Origin of the sequence: Mesorhizobium tianshanense (assembly GCF_007830515.1) — a bacterium.
Classification (GTDB): domain Bacteria; phylum Pseudomonadota; class Alphaproteobacteria; order Rhizobiales; family Rhizobiaceae; genus Mesorhizobium; species Mesorhizobium tianshanense.
In genome coordinates this window covers 45,144-64,803 of record NZ_VLKT01000029.1, presented here as the reverse complement: position 1 = coordinate 64,803, position 19,660 = coordinate 45,144, and the positions used below count along the sequence as shown (strand labels likewise).

Annotated in this window: 18 protein-coding genes; 9 read left to right on the top strand and 9 right to left on the bottom strand. The window is 63.7% G+C overall.

Annotated elements, in window-relative coordinates:
• Positions 1-62: 62 nt before the first annotated feature.
• From hdaA to IQ26_RS22275, 3 genes are read right to left on the bottom strand one after another with little or no spacing between them, the layout of a single operon-like run.
• Positions 63-767 carry a DnaA regulatory inactivator HdaA gene (gene hdaA, locus IQ26_RS22285; protein WP_145720495.1) on the bottom strand — a complete coding sequence of 235 codons (705 nt, stop codon included), beginning with the start codon at positions 765-767 and terminating at the stop codon, positions 63-65.
• A 5-nt stretch (positions 768-772) separates the two neighbouring features.
• A complete protein-coding gene (locus tag IQ26_RS22280; RefSeq protein WP_145720494.1) occupies positions 773-1,957 on the bottom strand; it encodes an AI-2E family transporter in 1,185 nt (394 codons plus the stop codon).
• Positions 1,929-2,486 carry a CDP-alcohol phosphatidyltransferase family protein gene (locus IQ26_RS22275; protein WP_145720493.1) on the bottom strand — a complete coding sequence of 186 codons (558 nt, stop codon included), beginning with the start codon at positions 2,484-2,486 and terminating at the stop codon, positions 1,929-1,931. Before IQ26_RS22275 ends, IQ26_RS22280 begins: the two co-directional genes overlap by 29 nt.
• A 640-nt stretch (positions 2,487-3,126) precedes the next feature.
• On the opposite strand from IQ26_RS22275, the gene purM reads away from it, so the two are divergent.
• Genes purM through IQ26_RS22260 form a run of 3 tightly spaced genes read left to right on the top strand, consistent with a single transcriptional unit; the run spans position 3,127 to position 5,439 of the window.
• Positions 3,127-4,191 (top strand): phosphoribosylformylglycinamidine cyclo-ligase, encoded by a 1,065-nt coding sequence (gene purM, locus IQ26_RS22270; protein ID WP_145720492.1) that lies wholly within the window; start codon positions 3,127-3,129, stop codon positions 4,189-4,191.
• Complete coding sequence (gene purN, locus IQ26_RS22265) at positions 4,188-4,898, top strand: phosphoribosylglycinamide formyltransferase (protein WP_145720491.1); 711 nt, start codon at positions 4,188-4,190, stop codon at positions 4,896-4,898. The genes purM and purN overlap by 4 nt, the downstream gene beginning before the upstream one ends.
• Positions 4,899-4,914: 16 nt before the next feature.
• Positions 4,915-5,439, top strand: a complete 525-nt coding sequence (locus IQ26_RS22260; RefSeq protein WP_145720490.1) for a SixA phosphatase family protein — start codon at positions 4,915-4,917, stop codon at positions 5,437-5,439.
• Positions 5,440-5,512: 73 nt separating this feature from the next.
• On the opposite strand, the gene IQ26_RS22255 is transcribed toward IQ26_RS22260, so the two are convergent.
• The 5 genes from IQ26_RS22255 to IQ26_RS22235 form a co-directional block, all read right to left on the bottom strand.
• Positions 5,513-5,785 carry a DUF680 domain-containing protein gene (locus IQ26_RS22255; protein WP_145720489.1) on the bottom strand — a complete coding sequence of 91 codons (273 nt, stop codon included), beginning with the start codon at positions 5,783-5,785 and terminating at the stop codon, positions 5,513-5,515.
• Between the two features lie 311 nt (positions 5,786-6,096).
• Entirely contained in the window at positions 6,097-8,415 is a 2,319-nt protein-coding gene (locus IQ26_RS22250) for a cation:proton antiporter domain-containing protein (RefSeq protein WP_407660258.1), read from the bottom strand.
• 156 nt (positions 8,416-8,571) lie between these two features.
• Positions 8,572-9,270, bottom strand: coding sequence for a DUF2270 domain-containing protein (locus IQ26_RS22245; protein WP_240547192.1), 699 nt, complete (start codon positions 9,268-9,270; stop codon positions 8,572-8,574).
• Entirely contained in the window at positions 9,270-11,417 is a 2,148-nt protein-coding gene (locus tag IQ26_RS22240; protein ID WP_145720488.1) for a molybdopterin-containing oxidoreductase family protein, read from the bottom strand. The genes IQ26_RS22245 and IQ26_RS22240 overlap by 1 nt, the downstream gene beginning before the upstream one ends.
• Positions 11,418-11,514: 97 nt before the next feature.
• The gene (locus IQ26_RS22235) at positions 11,515-13,392 is read right to left on the bottom strand and encodes an ABC-F family ATP-binding cassette domain-containing protein (RefSeq protein WP_145720487.1); all 1,878 of its coding nucleotides are present in this window, start codon (positions 13,390-13,392) and stop codon (positions 11,515-11,517) included.
• Between the two features lie 647 nt (positions 13,393-14,039).
• On the opposite strand from IQ26_RS22235, the gene IQ26_RS39775 reads away from it, so the two are divergent.
• The 3 genes from IQ26_RS39775 to IQ26_RS22225 all read left to right on the top strand — a co-directional run bounded on the left by IQ26_RS39775 (position 14,040) and on the right by IQ26_RS22225 (position 16,852).
• Positions 14,040-14,210: a hypothetical protein gene (locus IQ26_RS39775; RefSeq protein ID WP_167522704.1), complete on the top strand. Its 171-nt coding sequence runs from the start codon at positions 14,040-14,042 to the stop codon at positions 14,208-14,210.
• A 101-nt stretch (positions 14,211-14,311) separates the two neighbouring features.
• Positions 14,312-16,393: an ATP-dependent helicase gene (locus IQ26_RS22230; RefSeq protein WP_145720486.1), complete on the top strand. Its 2,082-nt coding sequence runs from the start codon at positions 14,312-14,314 to the stop codon at positions 16,391-16,393.
• A gap of 156 nt (positions 16,394-16,549) precedes the next feature.
• Positions 16,550-16,852 (top strand): DUF982 domain-containing protein, encoded by a 303-nt coding sequence (locus IQ26_RS22225; RefSeq protein ID WP_145720485.1) that lies wholly within the window; start codon positions 16,550-16,552, stop codon positions 16,850-16,852.
• 104 nt (positions 16,853-16,956) lie between these two features.
• Here the strand turns inward: IQ26_RS22225 and IQ26_RS22220 are convergent, their stop codons facing one another.
• Positions 16,957-17,469: a DinB family protein gene (locus tag IQ26_RS22220; protein WP_145720484.1), complete on the bottom strand. Its 513-nt coding sequence runs from the start codon at positions 17,467-17,469 to the stop codon at positions 16,957-16,959.
• Positions 17,470-17,658: 189 nt separating this feature from the next.
• Here IQ26_RS22220 and IQ26_RS22215 point away from each other — a divergent pair, with 189 nt between their 5' ends.
• The 3 genes from IQ26_RS22215 (at position 17,659) to ndk (ending at position 19,592) form a co-directional block, all read left to right on the top strand.
• The gene (locus IQ26_RS22215) at positions 17,659-18,351 is read left to right on the top strand and encodes a glutathione S-transferase family protein (protein WP_145720483.1); all 693 of its coding nucleotides are present in this window, start codon (positions 17,659-17,661) and stop codon (positions 18,349-18,351) included.
• Between the two features lie 93 nt (positions 18,352-18,444).
• Positions 18,445-19,080 carry a 5,6-dimethylbenzimidazole synthase gene (bluB, locus tag IQ26_RS22210; protein ID WP_145720482.1) on the top strand — a complete coding sequence of 212 codons (636 nt, stop codon included), beginning with the start codon at positions 18,445-18,447 and terminating at the stop codon, positions 19,078-19,080.
• Positions 19,081-19,169: 89 nt separating this feature from the next.
• Entirely contained in the window at positions 19,170-19,592 is a 423-nt protein-coding gene (gene ndk, locus IQ26_RS22205) for a nucleoside-diphosphate kinase (RefSeq protein ID WP_095496596.1), read from the top strand.
• Positions 19,593-19,660: the final 68 nt, after the last annotated feature.

Genomic DNA, 19,660 nt, shown 5'->3' with positions numbered 1-19,660 from the left:
GACGCTGCAAGACGGATGCCAGGATTATTTCCCGAAACGGGACACCGGCCGAGGCTGTCGTATCAGATCTCGAGCTCGCCCTGCCCCTCATCCATGGCGCTGACGGTTTCGGCGGCCAGCACCCGGGTGATCGGCGTCTTGCGCTCCAGTGCCGTGCGGTCGAGCCGCTCCACCACCCGCATCGCGGTTGCCAGCGAGCGTTCGATGCGGCGCACCAGATATTGCACGACATGCGGCTCGACCTCGACCTGGCGGTCGGCGAACAATTTTGCGATGACGCCGGCCAGAAGCAGATCGTCGGGCTCGTGGATCTCGACCGTCGCCGCCGCCTTCAGTCGCGAAACGAGATCCGGGAGCCTGACGCCCCAGGCGGACGGAAAGCGCCGCGCGGTCAGCAGCAAGGTCGAGCCAGCCCCGCGCACCGCATTGATCAGATGGAACAGCCCCTCTTCGTCGACAGGACCGGCATCGACATCGTCGATCAGGGCCGGTCGAGCGCCGAGACTCGCCATGCAGTCGCCGATGCGCCCGGCGTCGACCCCCACAGCGCCGGCGCGCGAGCGCCAGATCGAGGCCAGATGCGTCTTCCCCGAGCCTGCCGGGCCGGCGAGCACGACCACCGGCGACGGCCAGTCCGGCCAGCGATCGACCAGCGCCACCGCCTGGCTGTTGGTGCCGGAGACGACGAGTTCGTCGCGCGAATAGCCGGTGCCGTGGCCGAGATCGAGCGGCAGTTGGCGCGGCGGGTCGCTTTTCTGGTCCGTCATACAGCTCAGCTGCGCGACTGCGCACCCCCGCGGCGGCGCGCGGGCAGCGGCGGCACCGGCTCATTGGCGTGGCCCTTGTAGAGTGGCGATTCCAGATAGCGGGCAATGGCAAAGCGCACCAGAACGGCGACCGCTGCAGAGGCCGGCACGGCGATCAGCAAGCCGACGAAGCCAAACAGCGCGCCAAAGGCAAACAGCGAAAACATCAGCCACACCGGATGCAGGCCGACGCTTTTTCCCACCAACCTCGGTTGCAGAATGTTGCCTTCGATGAACTGGCCCACGAAGAACACGCCGGCCACCGCCGCGACCATGGTCCAGTCCGGCCAGAACTGAACGAAGGCGACGCCGACGGCCAGCACCAGCCCGGTCAGCGAGCCGACATAGGGAATGAAGGAGATCAGCCCGGCGAACAGGCCGATGAGGATGCCGAAATTCAGCCCGGTCAGCGTCAGGCCGGTGGCATACATAGCGCCCAGAACCAGGCACAGCGTGCCCTGGCCGCGCACGAAGCCGGCGGTGGCGGTGTTGATGTCCTTGGCGATCGCCCTGACGGTCTGGACATAGTCGCGCGGCACCCAGCTGTCGACGATCGTCACCATGCGATCCCAGTCGAGCAGCATGTAGAAGGCGACGACGGGCGTGACGACAAACAGGCTGACCACCGACACCAGCGCCACGCCGGAGCTCCAGACCGAGGTGAACACCGTGGTCAGGAGACCGAAGCCGGATGTCAGCAGCGAGTTCAACCCTTCGCGCAGGCCATTGGCGTCGACACCGAATTTCTCTTCCAGCCATCTCGGATCGAAGCTGGTGATCAGGGTCTGCAGCCTGGTCAGGTATTCCGGCAGCTTGCTGGCGAAATCGGCCATCTGCGTGGCCAGCACCGGAATGAGGATGACGAAGGCCAGCACCAGAACGACGATGAAGGCGATGAGGATGACCACCGTCGCCATCAGCCGCGACAGGCCGAGCCGCTCCAGCCGGTCGGCGACCGGGTCGAGGAAGTAGGCGAGCACCATGCCGGCGACGAACGGCAGCAGGATGCCGCTGAAGACATAGAGGAAGATCGCGAGGATGATGGCGCTGATCAGCCAGAAGCGGATCTGGCGGCGAAACACCGCCGATGCCGCAGCCTCGGCTGCCGCGTCGATATCCTGGTCAGTTGCCCGGTGTGGAGCCTTCGCCATAGCCGCTCATATGCCTCAGCCAAGCCACGAGATAGGCCGCGGCTGAAGCCACGGTCAAGACCCCGGACAGCAATATGAGCACCGGCCTGAGCGGGTCGAGATCGATGGCGAGGGCCAGTTCGCCCAGCACCACCGCCGCCAGCACGATCTGGATGGCGGTGTTGGCCTTGGACACGAACAGCGGCTTCATCTCGACCGGGTGGGCCATGACGGTGGACAAAAGCACGGCGCAGACGATCAGCGCATCACGCGACACCATGGTGACGACCAGCCACAGAGGCAGCTCGCCGATGAAGCCCAGCACTACGAACACCGAGACCAGCAGCAATTTGTCGGCCATCGGGTCGAGGTAGGCGCCAAGCCGCGAAAACTGGTTGAAATGGCGGGCGATGAAGCCGTCGACGCCGTCGGAAATGCCGGCGATGACGAAGCCGGCAAAGGCCCAGTCCCAGCGCGCCTGCAACATGGCCAGCACCACGGCCGGCACCAGCACGAAACGCATGATCGTGATGATGTTGGGGATGGTCAAAATGCATGTCCCGTCGCTTTTGTTTTGCTGATAGATGATGGAGATGGGTGGCGACGGCAAGGGCCAACGGTGAAAGGCAGAGCCGTCGACGTGCCCGGAGCGAAAATGGTGCAGATCCCCGCAGCACTCCAAAACGCAAAACGCACTATCTGACGACGATGGCACAGAGAATCACAATCGCTTTGCGTGTAACGCTTTGCTATTTGGCCGGGGTGACGGGAAGTCTCATGGCTTCGCATCTTTCGGAGCCCCGCACCGCGACGCGGCAGCGCACGATCTTTTTTTCAGTTTCGTTCTTGCCCTAGTCGCGGGCCTTCTGGTCTCATGGCCTCTCTGGCTGACGGCCGCTGCTATTGTTTTCGTTTTCGCGCGGTCAGTCTCAGCAAATCCGGGTCTGTGGACCGCGGCAGCGACTTGATCGCCGCTAGTCTCTCGTATGGAACCTTGCCGTTCGACGGCCAGCCTAGATCTGTAGCGACCGTCGGTGTCATCGCTGCAGCTCTCGCGGGCATTTGTTTCTACTGTTGGAGTGTATCGAGCCCCGTTCGGCCAGTTTCCGACTGAAACACCACCAACACCCGCTTGCCTTGCGAGGCAAAACCGTTCATGCGAAGAGCCCGCAAACGAGTGGAAAACAGCGATGGGCAAGCGCAAGAACGGGCTCACCTATGCCGAGGCGGGTGTCGACATCGATGCCGGCAATCTCATGGTCGAGAAGATCAAGCCGCTGGTGCGCGCGACGCGCCGGCCGGGCGCCGATGGCGAGATCGGCGGCTTCGGCGGCCTGTTCGACCTCAAGGCCGCCGGCTTCACCGACCCGGTGCTGGTCGCCGCCAATGACGGCGTCGGCACCAAGCTGAAGATCGCCATCGATGCGGGCAAGCACGACACGATCGGTATCGACCTCGTCGCCATGTGCGTCAACGACATCGTCGTGCAAGGCGCCGAGCCATTGTTCTTCCTCGACTATTTCGCCACTGGCAAGCTGGACCCCGACCAGGGTGCCTCGATCGTCGGCGGCATCGCCGAAGGCTGCCGGCAGGCCGGATGCGCGCTGATCGGCGGCGAGACGGCGGAAATGCCCGGCATGTATCACGGCAAGGACTATGATCTTGCCGGCTTTGCCGTGGGCGCTGCCGAACGCGGCCAGCTGCTGCCGACCGACGACATCGTCGAGGGCGACGTGCTGTTGGGGCTGGCCTCGTCGGGCCTGCATTCGAACGGCTTTTCGCTGGTCCGCCGCATCGTGGCCACCAGCGGCCTTTCGTGGACCGATCCGGCGCCCTTCAATGATGAAGCCACGTTGGCCGAGGCGCTGCTCGAGCCGACCCGCATCTACGTCAAGTCGATCCTCAAGGCGATCCGCGGCACGCATGGCATCAAGGCGCTGGCCCACATCACCGGCGGCGGCTTTCCCGAGAACATCCCGCGCGTCCTGCCCAAGGATTTTTCCGCCGAGCTCGACCTCGACGCCATCGAGGTGCCGGCGGTGTTCTCATGGCTGGCGAAGACCGGCGGCGTGGCGCCGGAAGAGATGATGCGCACCTTCAACTGCGGCGTCGGCATGATCCTCGCCGTCGCCTCCGGCCAGGCCGCGCAGGTCGCGGCCGTGCTGCAGGAGGCCGGCGAGACGGTGACGCCGATCGGCCGCATCGTGCCGCGCCGCGACGGCGGCGTCATCTATCGGGGCTCGATCGACCTATGAGCGCGCGCAAACGCACCGTGGTGCTGATCTCGGGACGCGGCTCCAACATGACGGCGCTGATCGCCGCGGCCAGCAATCCGGACTATCCGGCCGAGATCGTCGGCGTCATTTCCGACCGGGCCAATGCCGCCGGCCTCGGTATCGCCGCGGCGCGCGGCATCGCCACCAAGGTGATTTCACGGGCCGACTATACCAGCAAGGAAGCGCATGACGGGGCGATCGACGCGGCACTTGTCTCGTTCAGCGCCGAGATCGTGGCGCTGGCCGGCTACATGCGCATTCTCGGCGCGCGCTTCGTCGAGAAGTGGCTGGGACGGATGATCAACATCCACCCTGCCCTGCTGCCTGCCTTCAAGGGGCTCGATACCCATGCTCGCGCGCTGCGCGCCGGCACACGCATTCATGGCTGCACGGTGCATTTCGTCACGCTGGACATGGATGACGGCCCGATCATCGCCCAAGCCGCCGTGCCGGTGATGGTCGGCGACAACGAGGATACGCTCGCCGCCCGCGTGCTGAAGGCCGAGCACCGGCTTTATCCGCTGGCGCTCGGGTTGGTCGCCGAAGGCAAGGCGCGAATGGAAGGCGGCCGCACCGTGCTTGCCCGCTTCGCAGATGACGCCGACAACAGCACCTCCGTGGTCATGGCGCCCGATCCGCTGCGCGAGGAGACCGACCTCGAGCATCTGGCGCGCATCACGCCCTGAGCAGGAGGAGGCTGGCATGGCGACAACGAAGCAACTCCTTCTTCTGCGTCATGCCAAGTCGAGCTGGGACGATCCTGACCTTATCGACTTCGACCGGCCGCTTTCCGGGCGCGGGCTGAAGGCCGCCCCGCTGGTCGGGCGCGAACTGGTCAGGCAAGGTTGGCTGCCTGATCTGGCACTGGTGTCGCCGACGCTGCGCAGCCGCGACACGTGGCGGCTGGTCTCGGCGGAATTGCCGGCGCAAACGCCGGCCAAATTTGTCCAGGCGCTCTACGAGGCCAGTGCGGCAGACATTCTCGCCAAGGTACGGCAGGCAAATGCGGCAACAAGCAGCCTTTTGGTGCTCGGCCATAATCCCGGCCTGGAGGAATTCGCACGCCGGCTTGCCGGCGCCGGATCGGATGCCGCGGCACTCGAAAGGCTTGAAGAGAAATTCCCGACAGCGGCCCTTGCCCGCTTCGTTTTCGACGGCAATTGGGCACGACTCGCCCTCGGCGATGCGCGGCTGACGCACTGCGTTCGGCCGAAGGATCTGAGCTAGGTTGTGACTTGATATACAAAGGCAAGAACGGCGGGCCAAGCCTGCCGCTCTTTGTGCTCCGGAGTTTGAGGACTTAGCGGCCCCAGTTGCCCCGGCCAGATTGAGGCACGACGGACTGGGCCGTGCCGGACTGGGTCGTCGTCGCATCGGTGTTGACGGCGTTGTGCTCTGTCGGGAACAGCTTGCGGATCGAACCCGTGAACGTGTTGTCGACGTTGTTGGCTTGGCCAGCGGCAACAGGCGCTGCCGGCTGGTTGACGCCGTCCGAACCATAGTGGTCGCTGCCGGCAAAGGCACTGCCCGTGGCAATGAGGATGGCGACGGCGGTAAGAGCAATCTTGGTCATTTCAGGTACTCCAGTGTCTTCATATTTTCAGTGTTCTGTCCGTCAAGTGGCGTGCCTTGGGAGGATTTCGCGTCGTTCGGACCGCCTCGAAGTGGGTTGGCGGTGCTGCGATTTCCAATCACGAAGATGTTCCGCGCGCACCCTGAATCGGGTGCTTGAAATCCGCTAAAAAGTTTCCTTTGCCTTATTTTTTTCCATTGTTTTCAAATTGTTATGCGAATATTCTCGTTGCAGGGCTTGCGCATTGGCCGAGCCGGCGTTCACCCCGTCCTGCACGATGCGTCAACAGAAACGAACCGATCGGTTCGATTTCATACGGCTGCCGGCTCGTTGCCGGCGTTGCCGCGCTTGATGCGCCCGCTGGCCAGAAGCACGACCGGGCGGTTGCAAGTCGCCAGAACAGCGCTGGCGGTGTCGCCGAAGAACAGATCCTTGCCCGAACGACGGGTGACGCCCATCACGACGATCGCCGCACCTTTGGCCACCTCGCTGATGATCACCTGGTCGGGTATGCCGTGGGTGTGGATCGCGGTGTCAACAGGCACGCCGTAGCGGCTGGCCAGGTCGGCAATATCTTTCAGGACGGCTTCTTCCCGGCGATGCGAAACCGATGTCGGCTTGTGACCCCTGGCTGCGCCTTGCGAGACGTAGAGAACCTTGACCCGCGCCCGGTTTGGACGGGCCAGCGCCAGCGCAAAGTCGGCGGCGCGGCGCGCCACCTCGGTGCCGTTGACGGGAACGAGAATACTGGCGCCGGCTTTTAGCGTCGGCATCCTGTCGTCTGCGTTGCCGCCATTCAGGACTAGGCAAAGCGGGCCTTCGAATCCCCCGGCTATGTCGTTGAGGGTCGGCGTGAAAGCGCCTTTGGCGGTCAGCACATCGTCAAGGCCGACCAGCAGCATACCGTATCCCTTGCGGGCCTCTTCGGCGATGGTCTCACCGGTGGCTTCCGATTCGGTGCGGGCTGTCAGATGCACTTTGTCGACAAGCGTGTGTTCGGTCCGTTTCACCACCCGGGCGCTTCTTTCCGCACCCTTCTTCAGAGTGCGCTCCGGTCCCCTGGTATCGGCCGGCCTGTCAATCCGGCCGTCTTTTAGGTGAAGCAAGGTGGTAGGCATGCCGCTGCCCCCGCCGACCAGTCCGGCGAGATAGGCGGTGAACTTGCCGATCCTGCTGTCGTCGACCAGCACTAGCAGGCGCTCCAGCTTGGAAACGAAGCCGTATTCGTCCAGCGCCTCGCGCTCGACACGCTGCTGCTCGTCGGGGCTGATTGGGAGCCGGCCAAGCGCCCAGCGGAGCATTGGCGGCATGGCCAGCGTGGTGATGACGGCCATGGTGACGATCATGGTGAAGAGATTGTGCGACACGATGTTCATCGACAAGCCGATACTGGCGACGATCACCTCGGTCGAACCGCGCGCGTTCATTGCGCTGCCGACGGCAGTTGCTTCCTTGAATGACATGCCGGCAAGCTTGCCACCCACGAACGCGCCGCCAAATTTGCCGACGCTGGCGATGACGACGAGAGCCGCTGTCAGCATGGCAAGCGTCGGGTCGGCAAGCACGGTAAGGTCGGCCGAAAGCCCGGCCATGCCGAAGAAGATCGGCATGAACAGTGCGGTGATGACGCCGCGAAGCTGGCCTTCTATGTGGCTCGAGAGGATGGGTGATTCACCGACCAGGATGCCGGCGACAAAAGCCCCCAGAACGGTGTGGACGCCAATCAGATTGGTGATCAGCGCCATCACCCCCATGATGATGAGGATCATGGTGATCACCGCAAACTCGCTGCGGAAGGCATCGTTGGTCCAGCGGATCAAGGTGAACACCAGGCGACGGCCGACGGTGAAGGAGAACACCATGAACAGCGCCACTTCGGCAACGGTGGTCATCAGCGGCACGAGCTCCAGCCTGCCATTGGTGGCGATGCCGAACGTTATGGCGATGATCAGCCAGCCGATCGTGTCCTCGATGATCGCCGAGGAAATGATCACCTGGCCGAGGTTGCGGCGCATGAAGTTCATTTCGCGCACCACCATGGCGACGATCTTGACCGACGAAATCGACAGCGCGGTGCCCAGGAACAGCCCGGCGACGGTGCGTTGCGTCGCGTCGGGCAGCAAGGCGTCGGGCAGGACCTGCGCCAATGCGAAGCCGCAGACGAAGGGCAGGACGATGCCGGTGACCGAAATGGAAAAACAGGCCGCGCCAACCCGGCGCACCAGCCGTAAATCCATCTCCATGCCGGTCAACAAAAGCAGCATGAGGATGCCGAGCTGCGAGACGGCGTCGATCATGCCCTTCTGCTCAGGATCGCTCGGAAAGATTAGATGCTGCGCCGATGGCCACAGCCAGCCGAACAGCGAGGGACCGAGCAGGATGCCGCCGATCAACTGGCCCATGATTGCCGGCTGGCCATAGCGCTGCAGCACTTCACCCAGGCCACGCCCGACAAGCAGCAGGAGAACGATTTCGGCGACGAAGATGCCTTCGGCCGAGCCGCCCATCCCCGACGCCACGGTTCCAGCAGTCTGCGCCTCCACCGCCCAGCTCGCGCTTGCCGCGACAGCGACGAGCGCACAAGACAGCATCGCAAGGACGATGGAACGTGTCGGCGTCTGCCAAGCCATGAGACTCCTCGCCAATGCGCCTGCCGACAACGCGCGACAGGAAGTTGCGTTGCCACTCTCGAGCGACGGACTTTCCAGTCGAATCGTACCGCCGCTCTGTTTTTGTTTGAGCATCGAATTTTCCCAAAACCGGCACCCACTTTTGGGCCCGATGCTCTAGACGTGCACCTCACCAAAGGAGAGTTCGCCGTCGTCGCCAGCAGCCAGGAAGGCCGTGACGAGCAGGCCCGCATAGAAGGCGGCGACCAGCACGACGATGACCAGGCCGGGAATAGGCCCCAGGGCAGCACCGGTGACAGCCTCACGCACCGAACCGACGAAGCCGATACGGACACCTTCGGTTAGAAGACTGGGAGTCGACAGTTTGAGGATCCAGGCCAGCAGCAGGATCAGCAGCATGTGGATGTAGTTTCGACGCAGACGGCGCGCCAACGCCACTCGATGCGAAATGAGGAATTTTGGAGCGCGAAGGCCTTCGCCGACGACCAACAGCCAATCGGACGCGAAGTCCGGTTGCGGAGAGAATATCTGCGCGAAGTAGTGCCGTTCGAACTGGCGCACGCGGGCCCGGTAAAAGTCGAAGAAGCGATATCGCCGCGCCTCTATCCACAGCAGCAACAGGACAAGCATCATGGCAAACAGCAGCACGCCGTGATGCGCGCTGGCCGTCGAAAGCGAGACGGACAACATCGCCGCGACGACCGTTATCGCCCAATTGCTCGTCCGGTCCAGGCGGTCGCGCCACCCCGCCATGCGCAGAATCTCGGCGCGATGAAAGTGCGACATCGTGGTTACCAGTTCGCCGGACGAAAGCGTTCTTCCAATGGGGTCCGGCACTGCCGATACATCTGCCACTATCGAGCCTCCACCCGCCACGCAAAAACGGCTGGGTGGGCATTCGCCGGCCGCAGCCAGACCTTATTGTCGTGGAACGCGGCGCCGCCATACGGCGCCGGGGCGTCGGCGCCGGTCAGGACGTTGATGCCCTCGCCGCGCTCGTGGGCGCTGTTCGGCCAGATGCCTTCGGCCACCACGACGCCGCGCTTGATTCCATCGAACAGTCTTGCGTGCAGCACGACTTCACCGCGCGCATTGCCGATCTCGACGCGATCGCCGTCGGCCAGTCCATAAGCTGCCGCATCGTCCGGATGCAAAAGCAGTTCCGGCCGGCCCTCCTTGGCCCTCGACACCGGCGTCTCCGAAAAAGTCGAGTTGAGGAAATTGCGCGCCGGCGAGGTGGTCAGCCGGAACGGGTGCGCCTCGTCCGCCACCTCGATCAGGTCGACGTGATCGGGAAATTCCGGCAGGCTTGCCACCGGCCCGAACAGGCCCATGCTTTTCGGCGGCCGGTTGGGCGCCGCCTGCCCGGTCCAGTCGGCGCGGAAGTGGAATTTTCCGTCCGCGTGGCCGAAACCCTCGATAAAATGCGCTGCCTCGAAATCCGGCTGCAAATCGACCCACTTTTCTTCCTTGAGGCTCGAAAAACTGCCTAGGCCGCGTTTGCCCAAAATGACATCGATATGCTGCTGCCCGGTCAAGCCGAAGCCCGGCCTGTCGCCAACGCCGAGCCGCTTGCCCAGTTCCTCGATGACGAAATGGTTGCTGCGCGGCCCTTCCGGCGGATCGATCAGCTTCGGACCCAGCGTGATGTGCTGGTTGCCGCCGCCCTTGTAGATGTCGTCATGCTCGAGGAACATCGTCGCCGGCAGTACGACATCGGCGAGCTTCGCGGTGTCGGTCATGAATTGCTCGTGCACGCAGGAAAACAGGTCGTCGCGCAAAAAACCCTGTTTCACCAGCCGCTGTTCCGGCGCGACATTGACCGGGTTGGTGTTCTGGATCAGCAGCGCCGTCACCGGAGGGCCGCCATAGAGCGCGTCCTCAGCCCCGGTCAGCACCGGGCCGATGCGGGAATGGTCGAGATGGCGGATCGCAGGGTCGCGCATCCGCGTGCCTTCCAGCAGTTCCTGGTTGAGCTTGAAGATGCCCGAATTGGAATGGAAGGCGCCGCCGCCCTCATATTGCCAGCAGCCGGTGACCGCGGCGATCGAGGCCGCGGCATGCATGTTGACCGAGCCGTTGCGCTGGCGCGAGAAACCGTAGCCGAGGCGAAGGTAAGTCTTCTTTGTCGTGCCGACGAGGTGGGCGAAGGTCTCGATCTCGTCGACCAAAAGCCCGGTGATATCAGCCGCCCATTGCGGCGTCCTCGTCTGAAGATGCGCTTCCAGCCCGTGCGGGTCGTCGGTGTATTTTTCCAAATAGGCGCGGTCGGCCATGCCGTCACGGAACAGCACATGCATCACCGCGCAGGCCAGCGCGCCATCAGTGCCGGGCTTCAGCACCAGGCCAAGATCGGCCTGCTTCATCGTCGCGTTCTCGTAGACATCGATGACGACTATTTTCGCGCCGCGTTCCTTGCGCGCCTTGATGGCGTGGGTCATGACGTTGACCTGGGTGACCACGGCATTGGTGCCCCAGATCACCACGCAGTCGGACTTGGCCATCTCGCGCGGGTCGGGACCGCGCAACGCGCCGGCGCCCATCATCCAGCCGGTCCAGGCCAGGTTGGTGCAGATCGAACTGAAGAAGCCGGAGTACTTTTTCGCGTGGCGCAGCCGCTCGATGCCGTCGCGCTGCACCAGCCCCATCGTGCCGGCATAGTAATAAGGCCAGACCGTCTCCGAGCCGTACTTTTCCTCCGCCGCGATGAACTTTTCGGCGATGAGGTCGAGTGCCGACTCCCAGCTCGCTTCCTTCCAGGCGCCCTCGCCCTTGGCGCCGGCGCGGATCAATGGCTTCAGCAAGCGGTCGGGATGATGGACGCGGTCGGCGTAACGGGCGACCTTGGCGCAGATGACGCCTGATGTATACGTGTTGGCCTTGGCGCCATGGACGCGGCCGATGCGCTTGTCATCGAGCAGTTCGACCTCGAGCGCGCAGGTCGACGGGCAATCATGCGGACAGGCCGAATGGCCGATTCTGAGCTTGGCGTGCTGGTTCATGAGGGTAAACTAGCCGCTTATGGCGGCGTCGTGTAGGGCCAGATGGCGCTCTCCCTTCTCCCTTTGTTGTTGTGGGAGAAGACAGAGGGCGCCGCCACTACTCCGCCGTGCCTTCCTCGTATTCCGCCGACATTGACAGCCATTTTTCCTCATGGGCGGCCAAAGTCTGGGCAAGCTGCGAGCGCTCCTTGGCCAGCCGTGTCGCCGTGGACGGGTCCTTTTCATAGACCGCCGGATTGGCGAGTTCGTCCTCGATGCCATCGATGCGCTTGCGGATGCGGTCCATCAGCGCTTCGGTGGCGCGGATTTCCTTGGCCAGCGGCTCCAAGGCGGCGCGGCGCGCTGCCGCATCGCGGCGGCGGTCGGCCTTCGAAGCCTTCTCCGCCTCGCGCTTGCCGCGGCGGTCGCCGGACACGCCGGTGACCAGCGTCTTGTAGTCCTCGAGGTCGCCGTCATACGGGTTGACCGCGCCGTCCTTGACCAGCCACAGCCGGTCGGCCGTCGCTTCGAGCAGATGGCGGTCGTGCGAGATCAGGATGACCGCGCCGGGAAACTCATTCAGCGCATGGATCAGCGATTCACGGCTGTCGATATCGAGATGGTTGGTCGGCTCGTCGAGGATGAACAGGTTCGGCCCCTCGAACGCCGACAGGCCCATCAGAAGGCGCGCCTTCTCGCCGCCCGATAGGTCCTTGGCGGCGGTGTTCATCTTTTCGGTGGTGAGACCGAACTGGGCGACGCGGCCGCGCACCTTCGATTCCGGCGCCTCCGGCATCAGCCGGCGGACATGCTCATAGGCGTTTTCGTTCGGCCTGAGATCGTCGAGCTGATGCTGGGCAAAGATCGCCACTTTCAGGCCGGGCGCCACCGTCATGGTGCCGGTTTCCTGCTTCAGCCGGCCGGACAGCAATTTGGCGAAGGTCGACTTGCCGTTGCCGTTGGCGCCGAGCAACGCGATGCGGTCGTCGGCATCGATGCGCAGCGTCATCTTCTTCAGGATCGGCTCGCCCTCGGTATAGCCGACATTGACGTTGTTGAGCGCAATGATCGGCGAGGCCACGGTCTTCACCGGCTCGGGAAAGGAGAACGGCCGCACCGTGTCATTCACGATAGCGGCGATCGGCTTCATCTTCTCCAGCGCCTTGATGCGCGACTGCGCCTGCCTCGCCTTGGAAGCTTTGGCGCGGAAGCGCTCGACGAAGGATTCCATGTGCTTGCGAGCGGCTTCCTGCTTGACGCGGCCCTTCTCCTGCAGTTCGCGCTGCTCGGTGTATTGCCGCTCGAACTGGTCGTAGCCGCCGCGCCAGAAGGTCAGCTTCTTCTGGTCGAGATGGACGATCGAGTTGACGGCGCGGTTGAGCAGGTCGCGATCGTGCGAGATCAGAAGCACCGTGTGCGGATATTTCGACACGTAGTTTTCCAGCCACAGCGTGCCTTCGAGGTCGAGATAGTTGGTCGGCTCGTCGAGCAGCAGAAGATCGGGCTCGGCAAACAGGACTGCCGCCAGCGCCACCCGCATGCGCCAGCCGCCGGAGAAGGACGAGGCCGGCCGCCGCTGCGCCTCATCGTCGAAGCCGAGGCCGGCAAGAATGGTGGCGGCTCGCGATTCCGCCGAATGGGCGTCGATGTCGGCCAGCCGCATGTGGATGTCGGCTATGCGGTGCGGATCGGTCGCGGTCTTTTCCTCTTCGAGCAGTGCACTCCTCTCAACGTCGGCCTTGAGCACGATCTCGATCAGCGGCTCCTCGGTGCCGGGCGCTTCCTGCGCCACCTGGCCGATGCGCGTGTTCTTCGGCAGGCTGATCGAGCCAGTCTCTGAGGCGAGATCGCCGGTGATCGCCTTGAACAAGGTGGTCTTGCCGGTGCCGTTGCGGCCGACAAGCCCGGCCTTGCTGCCGGCCGGCAAGGTCAGCGAGGCATGGTCGAGAAGCAGGCGTCCGGCCATGCGGAGCGAAAGGTCGTTGATGATCAGCATGGTCGCGCTTTTGCACGGGACATCAGCGCTTCGCAAGACCTTGAGCGCCGGTTGGCCTGATAAGGCATGAAAATAGCCGGCGGCGGATCGCCGGCCTCGCCGGATCAGAGGACCAACTACGGGATGGGCCGGAACCTGCTGCGACGGCGACTGGCGAGCATCGACTTCCCGCATGCGAAAACTGCGCATTTGTCAGTTGATTGCTCGTGCAGGTCGGTTGTCTTCCGCGATCGCACCATGACGCAGGGGGAAGACTCAGCTATGTCTAGGTGTGCGGCGGACCTGATACCCGCCTGGCCGGCGTCATCGCTCTCCTCCCAAGCGGCGCCGGCCATTTTCCTTTACTGTGCCGGCGGCGTGCCGGATTGATCACCGCCTGACGTCAAGTTCGGCGCAGGGTCGACCTGCGGGTATTGATCGGCCGTGCCAGGGGCCTTCGTCGGCGGGATATTGTTGTCACAAGCCGCCACAGCCAAGGCTGCGGCTAAAGCCAGCAAGATTGAGAGCTTGTTCATCGCAACCTCCTGTCATCGGGCAAACGAGGCGGTGCCGATTTGGTTGCACGCTCAGGCCTCGCTCGGGGCCTTTGGGGAGCGGGGGAACAAAACGCTGCCTCTCCGGTTCCTCCATACCAATTGGAGAAAATCATGATCCGTCTGCTCATAGCCGGGGCCGCCGTCTACGTGGCCTACCGCATAACCAGGGAAATCATCGACGAGGTACCCGATGACTTCGATCCAGTGCCGTTGCCGCCACCCGACGATCGTAAGTCGCTGCGGCGGCAGTCGGCGGCGATGGGCGCAGAGCCGCAGCGCTAGGTCGAGTTCATCGGCTGGTGCGCGCTAACAGGTTGGATATATCAATCGCCCTCTCCCGCCGAAACCGTTGCGAACAAAGCAGAAACGATGCTTGATGGGCAATGAACCTTGCTGCCCTTGATTCGACCTTCCGGCCTGCCTATCTCGCGAAGCTGAACGCCGAGCAGCGCGTTGCCGTCGAGCATGGCGACGGCAAGGTCGCCGGACCGCTGCTGGTGATCGCCGGCGCCGGCTCCGGCAAGACCAGCACGCTGGCGCATCGCGTCGCGCATCTGATCGTCAGGGGCGCTGATCCCAGGCGCATCCTTTTGATGACGTTTTCGCGGCGCGCCGCATCGGAAATGGCCAAGCGGGTCGAGCGCATCGCCGGTGAGGTGCTGGGGCGCGACGCTTCCGTCATCACCGACGCGTTGAGCTGGGCCGGCACGTTCCACGGCATCGGCGCCAGGCTGCTGCGCGACTACGCTTTGGAGATCGGCCTCGATCCGGCCTTTACCATCCATGACCGCGAGGATTCGGCCGATCTGATGAACCTTATCAGGCACGAACTCGGCTTCTCGAAAACCGAAGGCCGTTTTCCGACCAAGGGCACTTGCCTGGCGATCTATTCGCGTGCCGTCAACGCGCAGGCGCCTCTCGGCGAGGTTCTGGGTTCGGTGTTTCCCTGGTGCGCGGGGTGGGCAGAACAGCTCAAGGCGCTGTTCGCCCGATATGTCGAGGCCAAGCAGGCGCAGAACGTGCTCGATTACGACGATCTGCTGCTTTACTGGGCGCAGATGGCCGGCGAGCCTGAGATATCAGCGCATCTGGGTGGGCGATTCGACCATGTGCTGGTCGACGAATACCAGGACACCAACCGGCTGCAGGCCTCGATCCTCACGGCACTCAAGCCGGACGGATCCGGGCTGACGGTGGTTGGCGACGATGCGCAGTCGATCTATTCGTTTCGCGCGGCGGAAGTGCGCAACATCCTCGACTTCCCCAAACAGTTCGCGCGGCCGGCCGAGATCGTCATGCTGGAGCGGAACTATCGCTCGACCGAGACCATCCTGGCCGCCGCCAATGCGGTGATCGGCGAGGCCTCCGAGCGCTTTACCAAGAACCTCTGGTCGGAGCGCAAATCGGCCGAAAGGCCGAAGCTGGTCAGCGTCCGCGACGAGGCCGAGCAGGCGAACTATGTCTGCCAGGCGATCCTGACCGAGCGCGAGGCCGGCACGGCGCTGAAGGCGCAGGCCGTGCTATTCCGCGCCTCGCATCACAGCGGGCCGCTGGAGATCGAGCTGACGCGCCGCAACATCCCGTTCGTCAAGTTCGGCGGGCTTAAGTTCCTCGACGCCACCCATATCAAGGATGTGCTGGCGGTGCTGCGTTTCGCCGAAAACCCGCGCGACCGCGTCTCCGGTTTTCGCGTGCTGCAGCTTTTGCCCGGCATCGGCCCCTCGGCGGCTGCGCAGATCGTCGACACCATGTCGACGTCGCTCGACGAAACGATGGGACTGGTGCGCTACCGGCCGCCGCAACGCGCCGCCGACGACTGGCCGGATTTTGTCGCGCTGTTCTCGCAGCTTCGCGCCGGATCGGGAAAATGGCCTGTTGATCTCGAACAGGTCAGGCTGTGGTACGAGCCGCATCTCGAGCGCATTCATGAGGACGCGACGACGCGCCGGGCCGATATTCTGCAACTCGAACAGATCGCCTCGGGCTATGCCTCGCGCGAGCGTTTCCTCACCGAGCTGACGCTCGATCCGCCGGATGCGACCAGCGACGAGGCCGGGCCGCCGCATCGCGACGAGGACTATCTGATCCTGTCGACCATCCATTCGGCCAAGGGCCAGGAATGGAAGAACGTCTTCGTGCTCAACACCGTCGACGGCTGCATCCCGATCGACCTCGGCGTCGGCTCGAAAGAGGATATCGACGAAGAGCGCCGCCTGCTCTACGTGGCGATGACGCGGGCCAAGGACGGCCTGCACCTGGTCATGCCGCAGCGCTTTTTCGTCCACGGCCAGGCGGCACGCGGCGACCGCCATGTCTATGCCTCGCGCAGCCGCTTCATCCCGGCTTCGATCCTCGGCGCCTTCGAGCAAACCGCGTGGGCCAGTGTCCAGGCCAAGGACGATCCGCGCCGCCAGCCGCAGGTGCGCGTCGACCTCGGCGCCCGCATGCGCGACATGTGGAAATAGCCGCCTTTTCGGCACGGCGCTCATGCCATGGAACTTGGTGGCGACAATCAAATCCCGGCGCCATGGAACCTGATGCCGCAATCCGCGTTTCTGGGCGTCCGATTCAGATCGGAGAGCGGCGTCCGCCGTCATCTCCGCCCAATTCGAGAGGCCAGAATGCACGACACGACGTTCTTCACCCCAGTCGCCGTAACCGTCGGCGCCGGCCATAAGCGCATGATCGCTTCGCTCTTCGACATGCATGAGTTCCTGACCGAGTTCCCGCCATCGCGGCGTCGCCTGAGCTATGGCGCGGCCGTGAAGGCCTGCGAGGCGGCACGTGCCGGCGAGATCTCGCCCGAAGCGGCGCGCGATGCCTTGATCACTTTCGCGATGACGGCAGGCATTCTCTGGCCTTCGGCCCAGCCGGCGGTATCGGTCAAGCCTGTCGCCCGGGGCCGTGGCGGATACGCCGCCTGAGGCCTGACCAGGCCCCTTTGCGCCCATGACCGTCAAAGATGCGGTTCATCTTCGGCGGGTTTTCCGAACCTGCTTTCAATTCGATCACGATAGACGCGGATAAATCAGGCGAAGGGGCGCCCCTCTTCGCTGCGCTGGAACTGCGTCAGGTCGAGCGGCACCGAAGGCCGGCCAAGAATGGTCAGGATCGCGTGCGCCTGGCCGCGGTGATGGGTCTGGTGGTTGAAGAAATGATCGAGCGCCGGCGCCAGCCGCTGCGAGACGGTGCGCATGTCGGAAACGGTCATGTAGGAGAAGCGGCCGGACAAGGCCTTCTCGCTCAAGCTCCCGATCCAGTCGATGATCCTTTTGTCTTCGGCCTCGCGTGCCAGTCGCAAGCCCGGCAAGGCGCTGTGCAGGATCATGTCGAGCCTCGCCGGTGCATCGCCCTCGCCGGTAAAGCGCCTCATCCAGATGCGATCGGCGGTCAAGATATGGTTGAGCGTGCCCATCATCGAACCGAAGAAAGCGCCGACATTGCGGCCGAACTCGTCCTCGCCGAGATCGGCGGCGGCATCGTAAATGCGGCTATTGGCCCATTGATTGTAGCCCGCAAACATCATGAAGTGCTGTTTCATCTTCTTCTCCCGGCCCGCGAAACCCGTTTCGGGTGCCTACCGCATCGGCCCGAAAATCGGTACCGATTTTTGCTACACTGACCTTCGGTTCGGAAAAACACGATGCGAAGTTTCAAAAGTGCTAGAGCGTATTTTGTGCGTCCAAGCGGATGCACGTCGCTCTAGTAGACCGCAAGGACGCCGCCGCCAATGACCATTCTGCTCTATGACCTCGTCGGACGCGATGCCGCCCGCCCGTTCAGCCCGCATTGCTGGAAGGCGGCGATGGCGCTCGCCCACAAGGGGCTCGACATCTCGACCGTGCCGACGCGTTTTCTCGAAGTGCCCACTGTTGAAGGCGGCGTTTCGAAACTCGTTCCGGTGATCCGCGACGGCGAGAAGGTGGTCGCCGATTCCTTCGCCATCGCGCTCTATCTCGACGAAGCCTATCCCGAGCGGCCGACATTGTTTTCCGGCGACGGCGGCAAGGCGATGGCGCGCTTCATCGAACGTTGGTCGCAACTGACCATCCATCCCTATGTCACCACCGCGGCAATCATGGACCTCCATGCCATGCAGGACGAAGCGAACGCCGCCTATTTCCGCCAGAACCGCGAGCAGCGTTTCGGCAAGAAACTTGAAGAGGTGGTGGCGGCACGCGACGCCGGCCTTGACGCCTTCCGCGCCTCGCTGGAACCGTTGCGCTCGATGCTCACCTATCAGCCGTTCATCGGCGGCCAATCACCGCTATTTGCCGACTACATCGTCTTCGGAGCGCTGCAATGGGCGCGGATCGCCTCGCCCTACCGGTTGCTCGACGACAGCGATCTGGTGGCGCAATGGTTCGAGCGCTGTCTTGACCTGCATGACGGCCTCGGCCGCAAGGTGGCAGCGGCAGCATAGGGCAGTAAGGCAGTAGGTATGCGCGCCTTCCCTACTGCCTTACTGCCTTACTGCCGTACTCCCCTACTCCCCTAGCAAAGGCAGCACGACACCATGACGTCAGGCCCGGAATTCCCGGACGATTTTCGCGCCGAGTTGGTCAACCTCTTCCGGTGGCGCCGGGACGTCAGGCGGTTCAAGCCGACACCACTTCCGGAAGGCGCGCTGGAGCGGTTCATAAACCTCGCCAGCATTGCACCCTCGGTCGGCCTCAGCCAGCCTTGGCGTTTTGTCATGGTCGAGAGTGCGCAGTGCCGCGCCGCTATCAGGGCCTGCTTCGAGCGCTGCAATGCGGAAGCGCTCGCATCGTTCGGCGGCGAACGCGCCGCGCTCTATGCGCGCCTGAAGCTCGCCGGCCTGAACGAAGCGCCTTGTCAATTCGCGGTTTTCGCCGACCGCGCGACAGAACAGGGGCACGGGCTCGGCCGCCTGACGATGCCCGCGACCATCGAATATTCAGCGGTGATGGCGATCCACACCTTTTGGCTGGCGGCACGCGCCGAAGGAATAGGCGTGGGCTGGGTCTCGATCCTGGATCCGGTCGAGATGGCGACGATCCTGGAAGCGCCGCCCGAGTGGACGCTGGTCGGCTATTTCTGCGTCGGCTACCCGAGCGAGGACCACAGCGTGCCGGAACTGGAACGGGAGGGTTGGGAGTTTCGGCGCCCGTCGACTGTGATTACGCGCTGACCGGGTCACAGCCTCCCCTTGGCAATGAGCCATGCGGCTTGTATAGAGCCCGCCACCTTCAATTCCACTTTCATCACAAGGACGACCCCATGGCGCTCGAACGCACCTTTTCCATGATCAAGCCGGACGCGACACGGCGCAATCTCACCGGCGCCATCACCCAGATGCTTGAAGAGGCCGGCCTGCGCGTCATCGCCTCGCGCCGGGTGTGGATGAGCCGCCGCGAGGCCGAAGGCTTCTATGCCGTGCACAAGGAACGTCCGTTCTTCGGCGAGTTGGTCGAGTCCATGTCGTCGGGCCCGACCGTCGTGCAGGTGCTGGAAGGCGAGAACGCCATTGCCAAAAACCGCGACGTGATGGGCGCCACCAACCCGGCCAATGCCGCCGAAGGCACCATCCGCAAGGTGCATGCGCTGTCGATCGGCGAGAATTCGGTGCACGGCTCCGATGCGCCGGAGACGGCCGCGCAGGAAATCAAATACTGGTTCTCAGATACCGAGATCGTCGGCTGAGCTTATAGTCCAGATCACCCACGCCATATGTAAAAGGCCGGCGCAATGCTGGCCTTTTTCGTTGCGGC

Coding starts and splice junctions, on each gene's coding strand:
- hdaA (WP_145720495.1), bottom strand. CDS start 767: ATGACGGACCAGAAAAGCGACCCGCCGCGCCAACTGCCGCTCGATCTC.
- IQ26_RS22280 (WP_145720494.1), bottom strand. CDS start 1,957: ATGGCGAAGGCTCCACACCGGGCAACTGACCAGGATATCGACGCGGCA.
- purM (WP_145720492.1), top strand. CDS start 3,127: ATGGGCAAGCGCAAGAACGGGCTCACCTATGCCGAGGCGGGTGTCGAC.
- purN (WP_145720491.1), top strand. CDS start 4,188: ATGAGCGCGCGCAAACGCACCGTGGTGCTGATCTCGGGACGCGGCTCC.
- IQ26_RS22260 (WP_145720490.1), top strand. CDS start 4,915: ATGGCGACAACGAAGCAACTCCTTCTTCTGCGTCATGCCAAGTCGAGC.
- IQ26_RS22255 (WP_145720489.1), bottom strand. CDS start 5,785: ATGACCAAGATTGCTCTTACCGCCGTCGCCATCCTCATTGCCACGGGC.
- IQ26_RS22250 (WP_407660258.1), bottom strand. CDS start 8,415: ATGGCTTGGCAGACGCCGACACGTTCCATCGTCCTTGCGATGCTGTCT.
- IQ26_RS22240 (WP_145720488.1), bottom strand. CDS start 11,417: ATGAACCAGCACGCCAAGCTCAGAATCGGCCATTCGGCCTGTCCGCAT.
- IQ26_RS22235 (WP_145720487.1), bottom strand. CDS start 13,392: ATGCTGATCATCAACGACCTTTCGCTCCGCATGGCCGGACGCCTGCTT.
- IQ26_RS39775 (WP_167522704.1), top strand. CDS start 14,040: ATGATCCGTCTGCTCATAGCCGGGGCCGCCGTCTACGTGGCCTACCGC.
- IQ26_RS22230 (WP_145720486.1), top strand. CDS start 14,312: ATGAACCTTGCTGCCCTTGATTCGACCTTCCGGCCTGCCTATCTCGCG.
- IQ26_RS22225 (WP_145720485.1), top strand. CDS start 16,550: ATGCACGACACGACGTTCTTCACCCCAGTCGCCGTAACCGTCGGCGCC.
- IQ26_RS22220 (WP_145720484.1), bottom strand. CDS start 17,469: ATGAAACAGCACTTCATGATGTTTGCGGGCTACAATCAATGGGCCAAT.
- IQ26_RS22215 (WP_145720483.1), top strand. CDS start 17,659: ATGACCATTCTGCTCTATGACCTCGTCGGACGCGATGCCGCCCGCCCG.
- bluB (WP_145720482.1), top strand. CDS start 18,445: ATGACGTCAGGCCCGGAATTCCCGGACGATTTTCGCGCCGAGTTGGTC.
- ndk (WP_095496596.1), top strand. CDS start 19,170: ATGGCGCTCGAACGCACCTTTTCCATGATCAAGCCGGACGCGACACGG.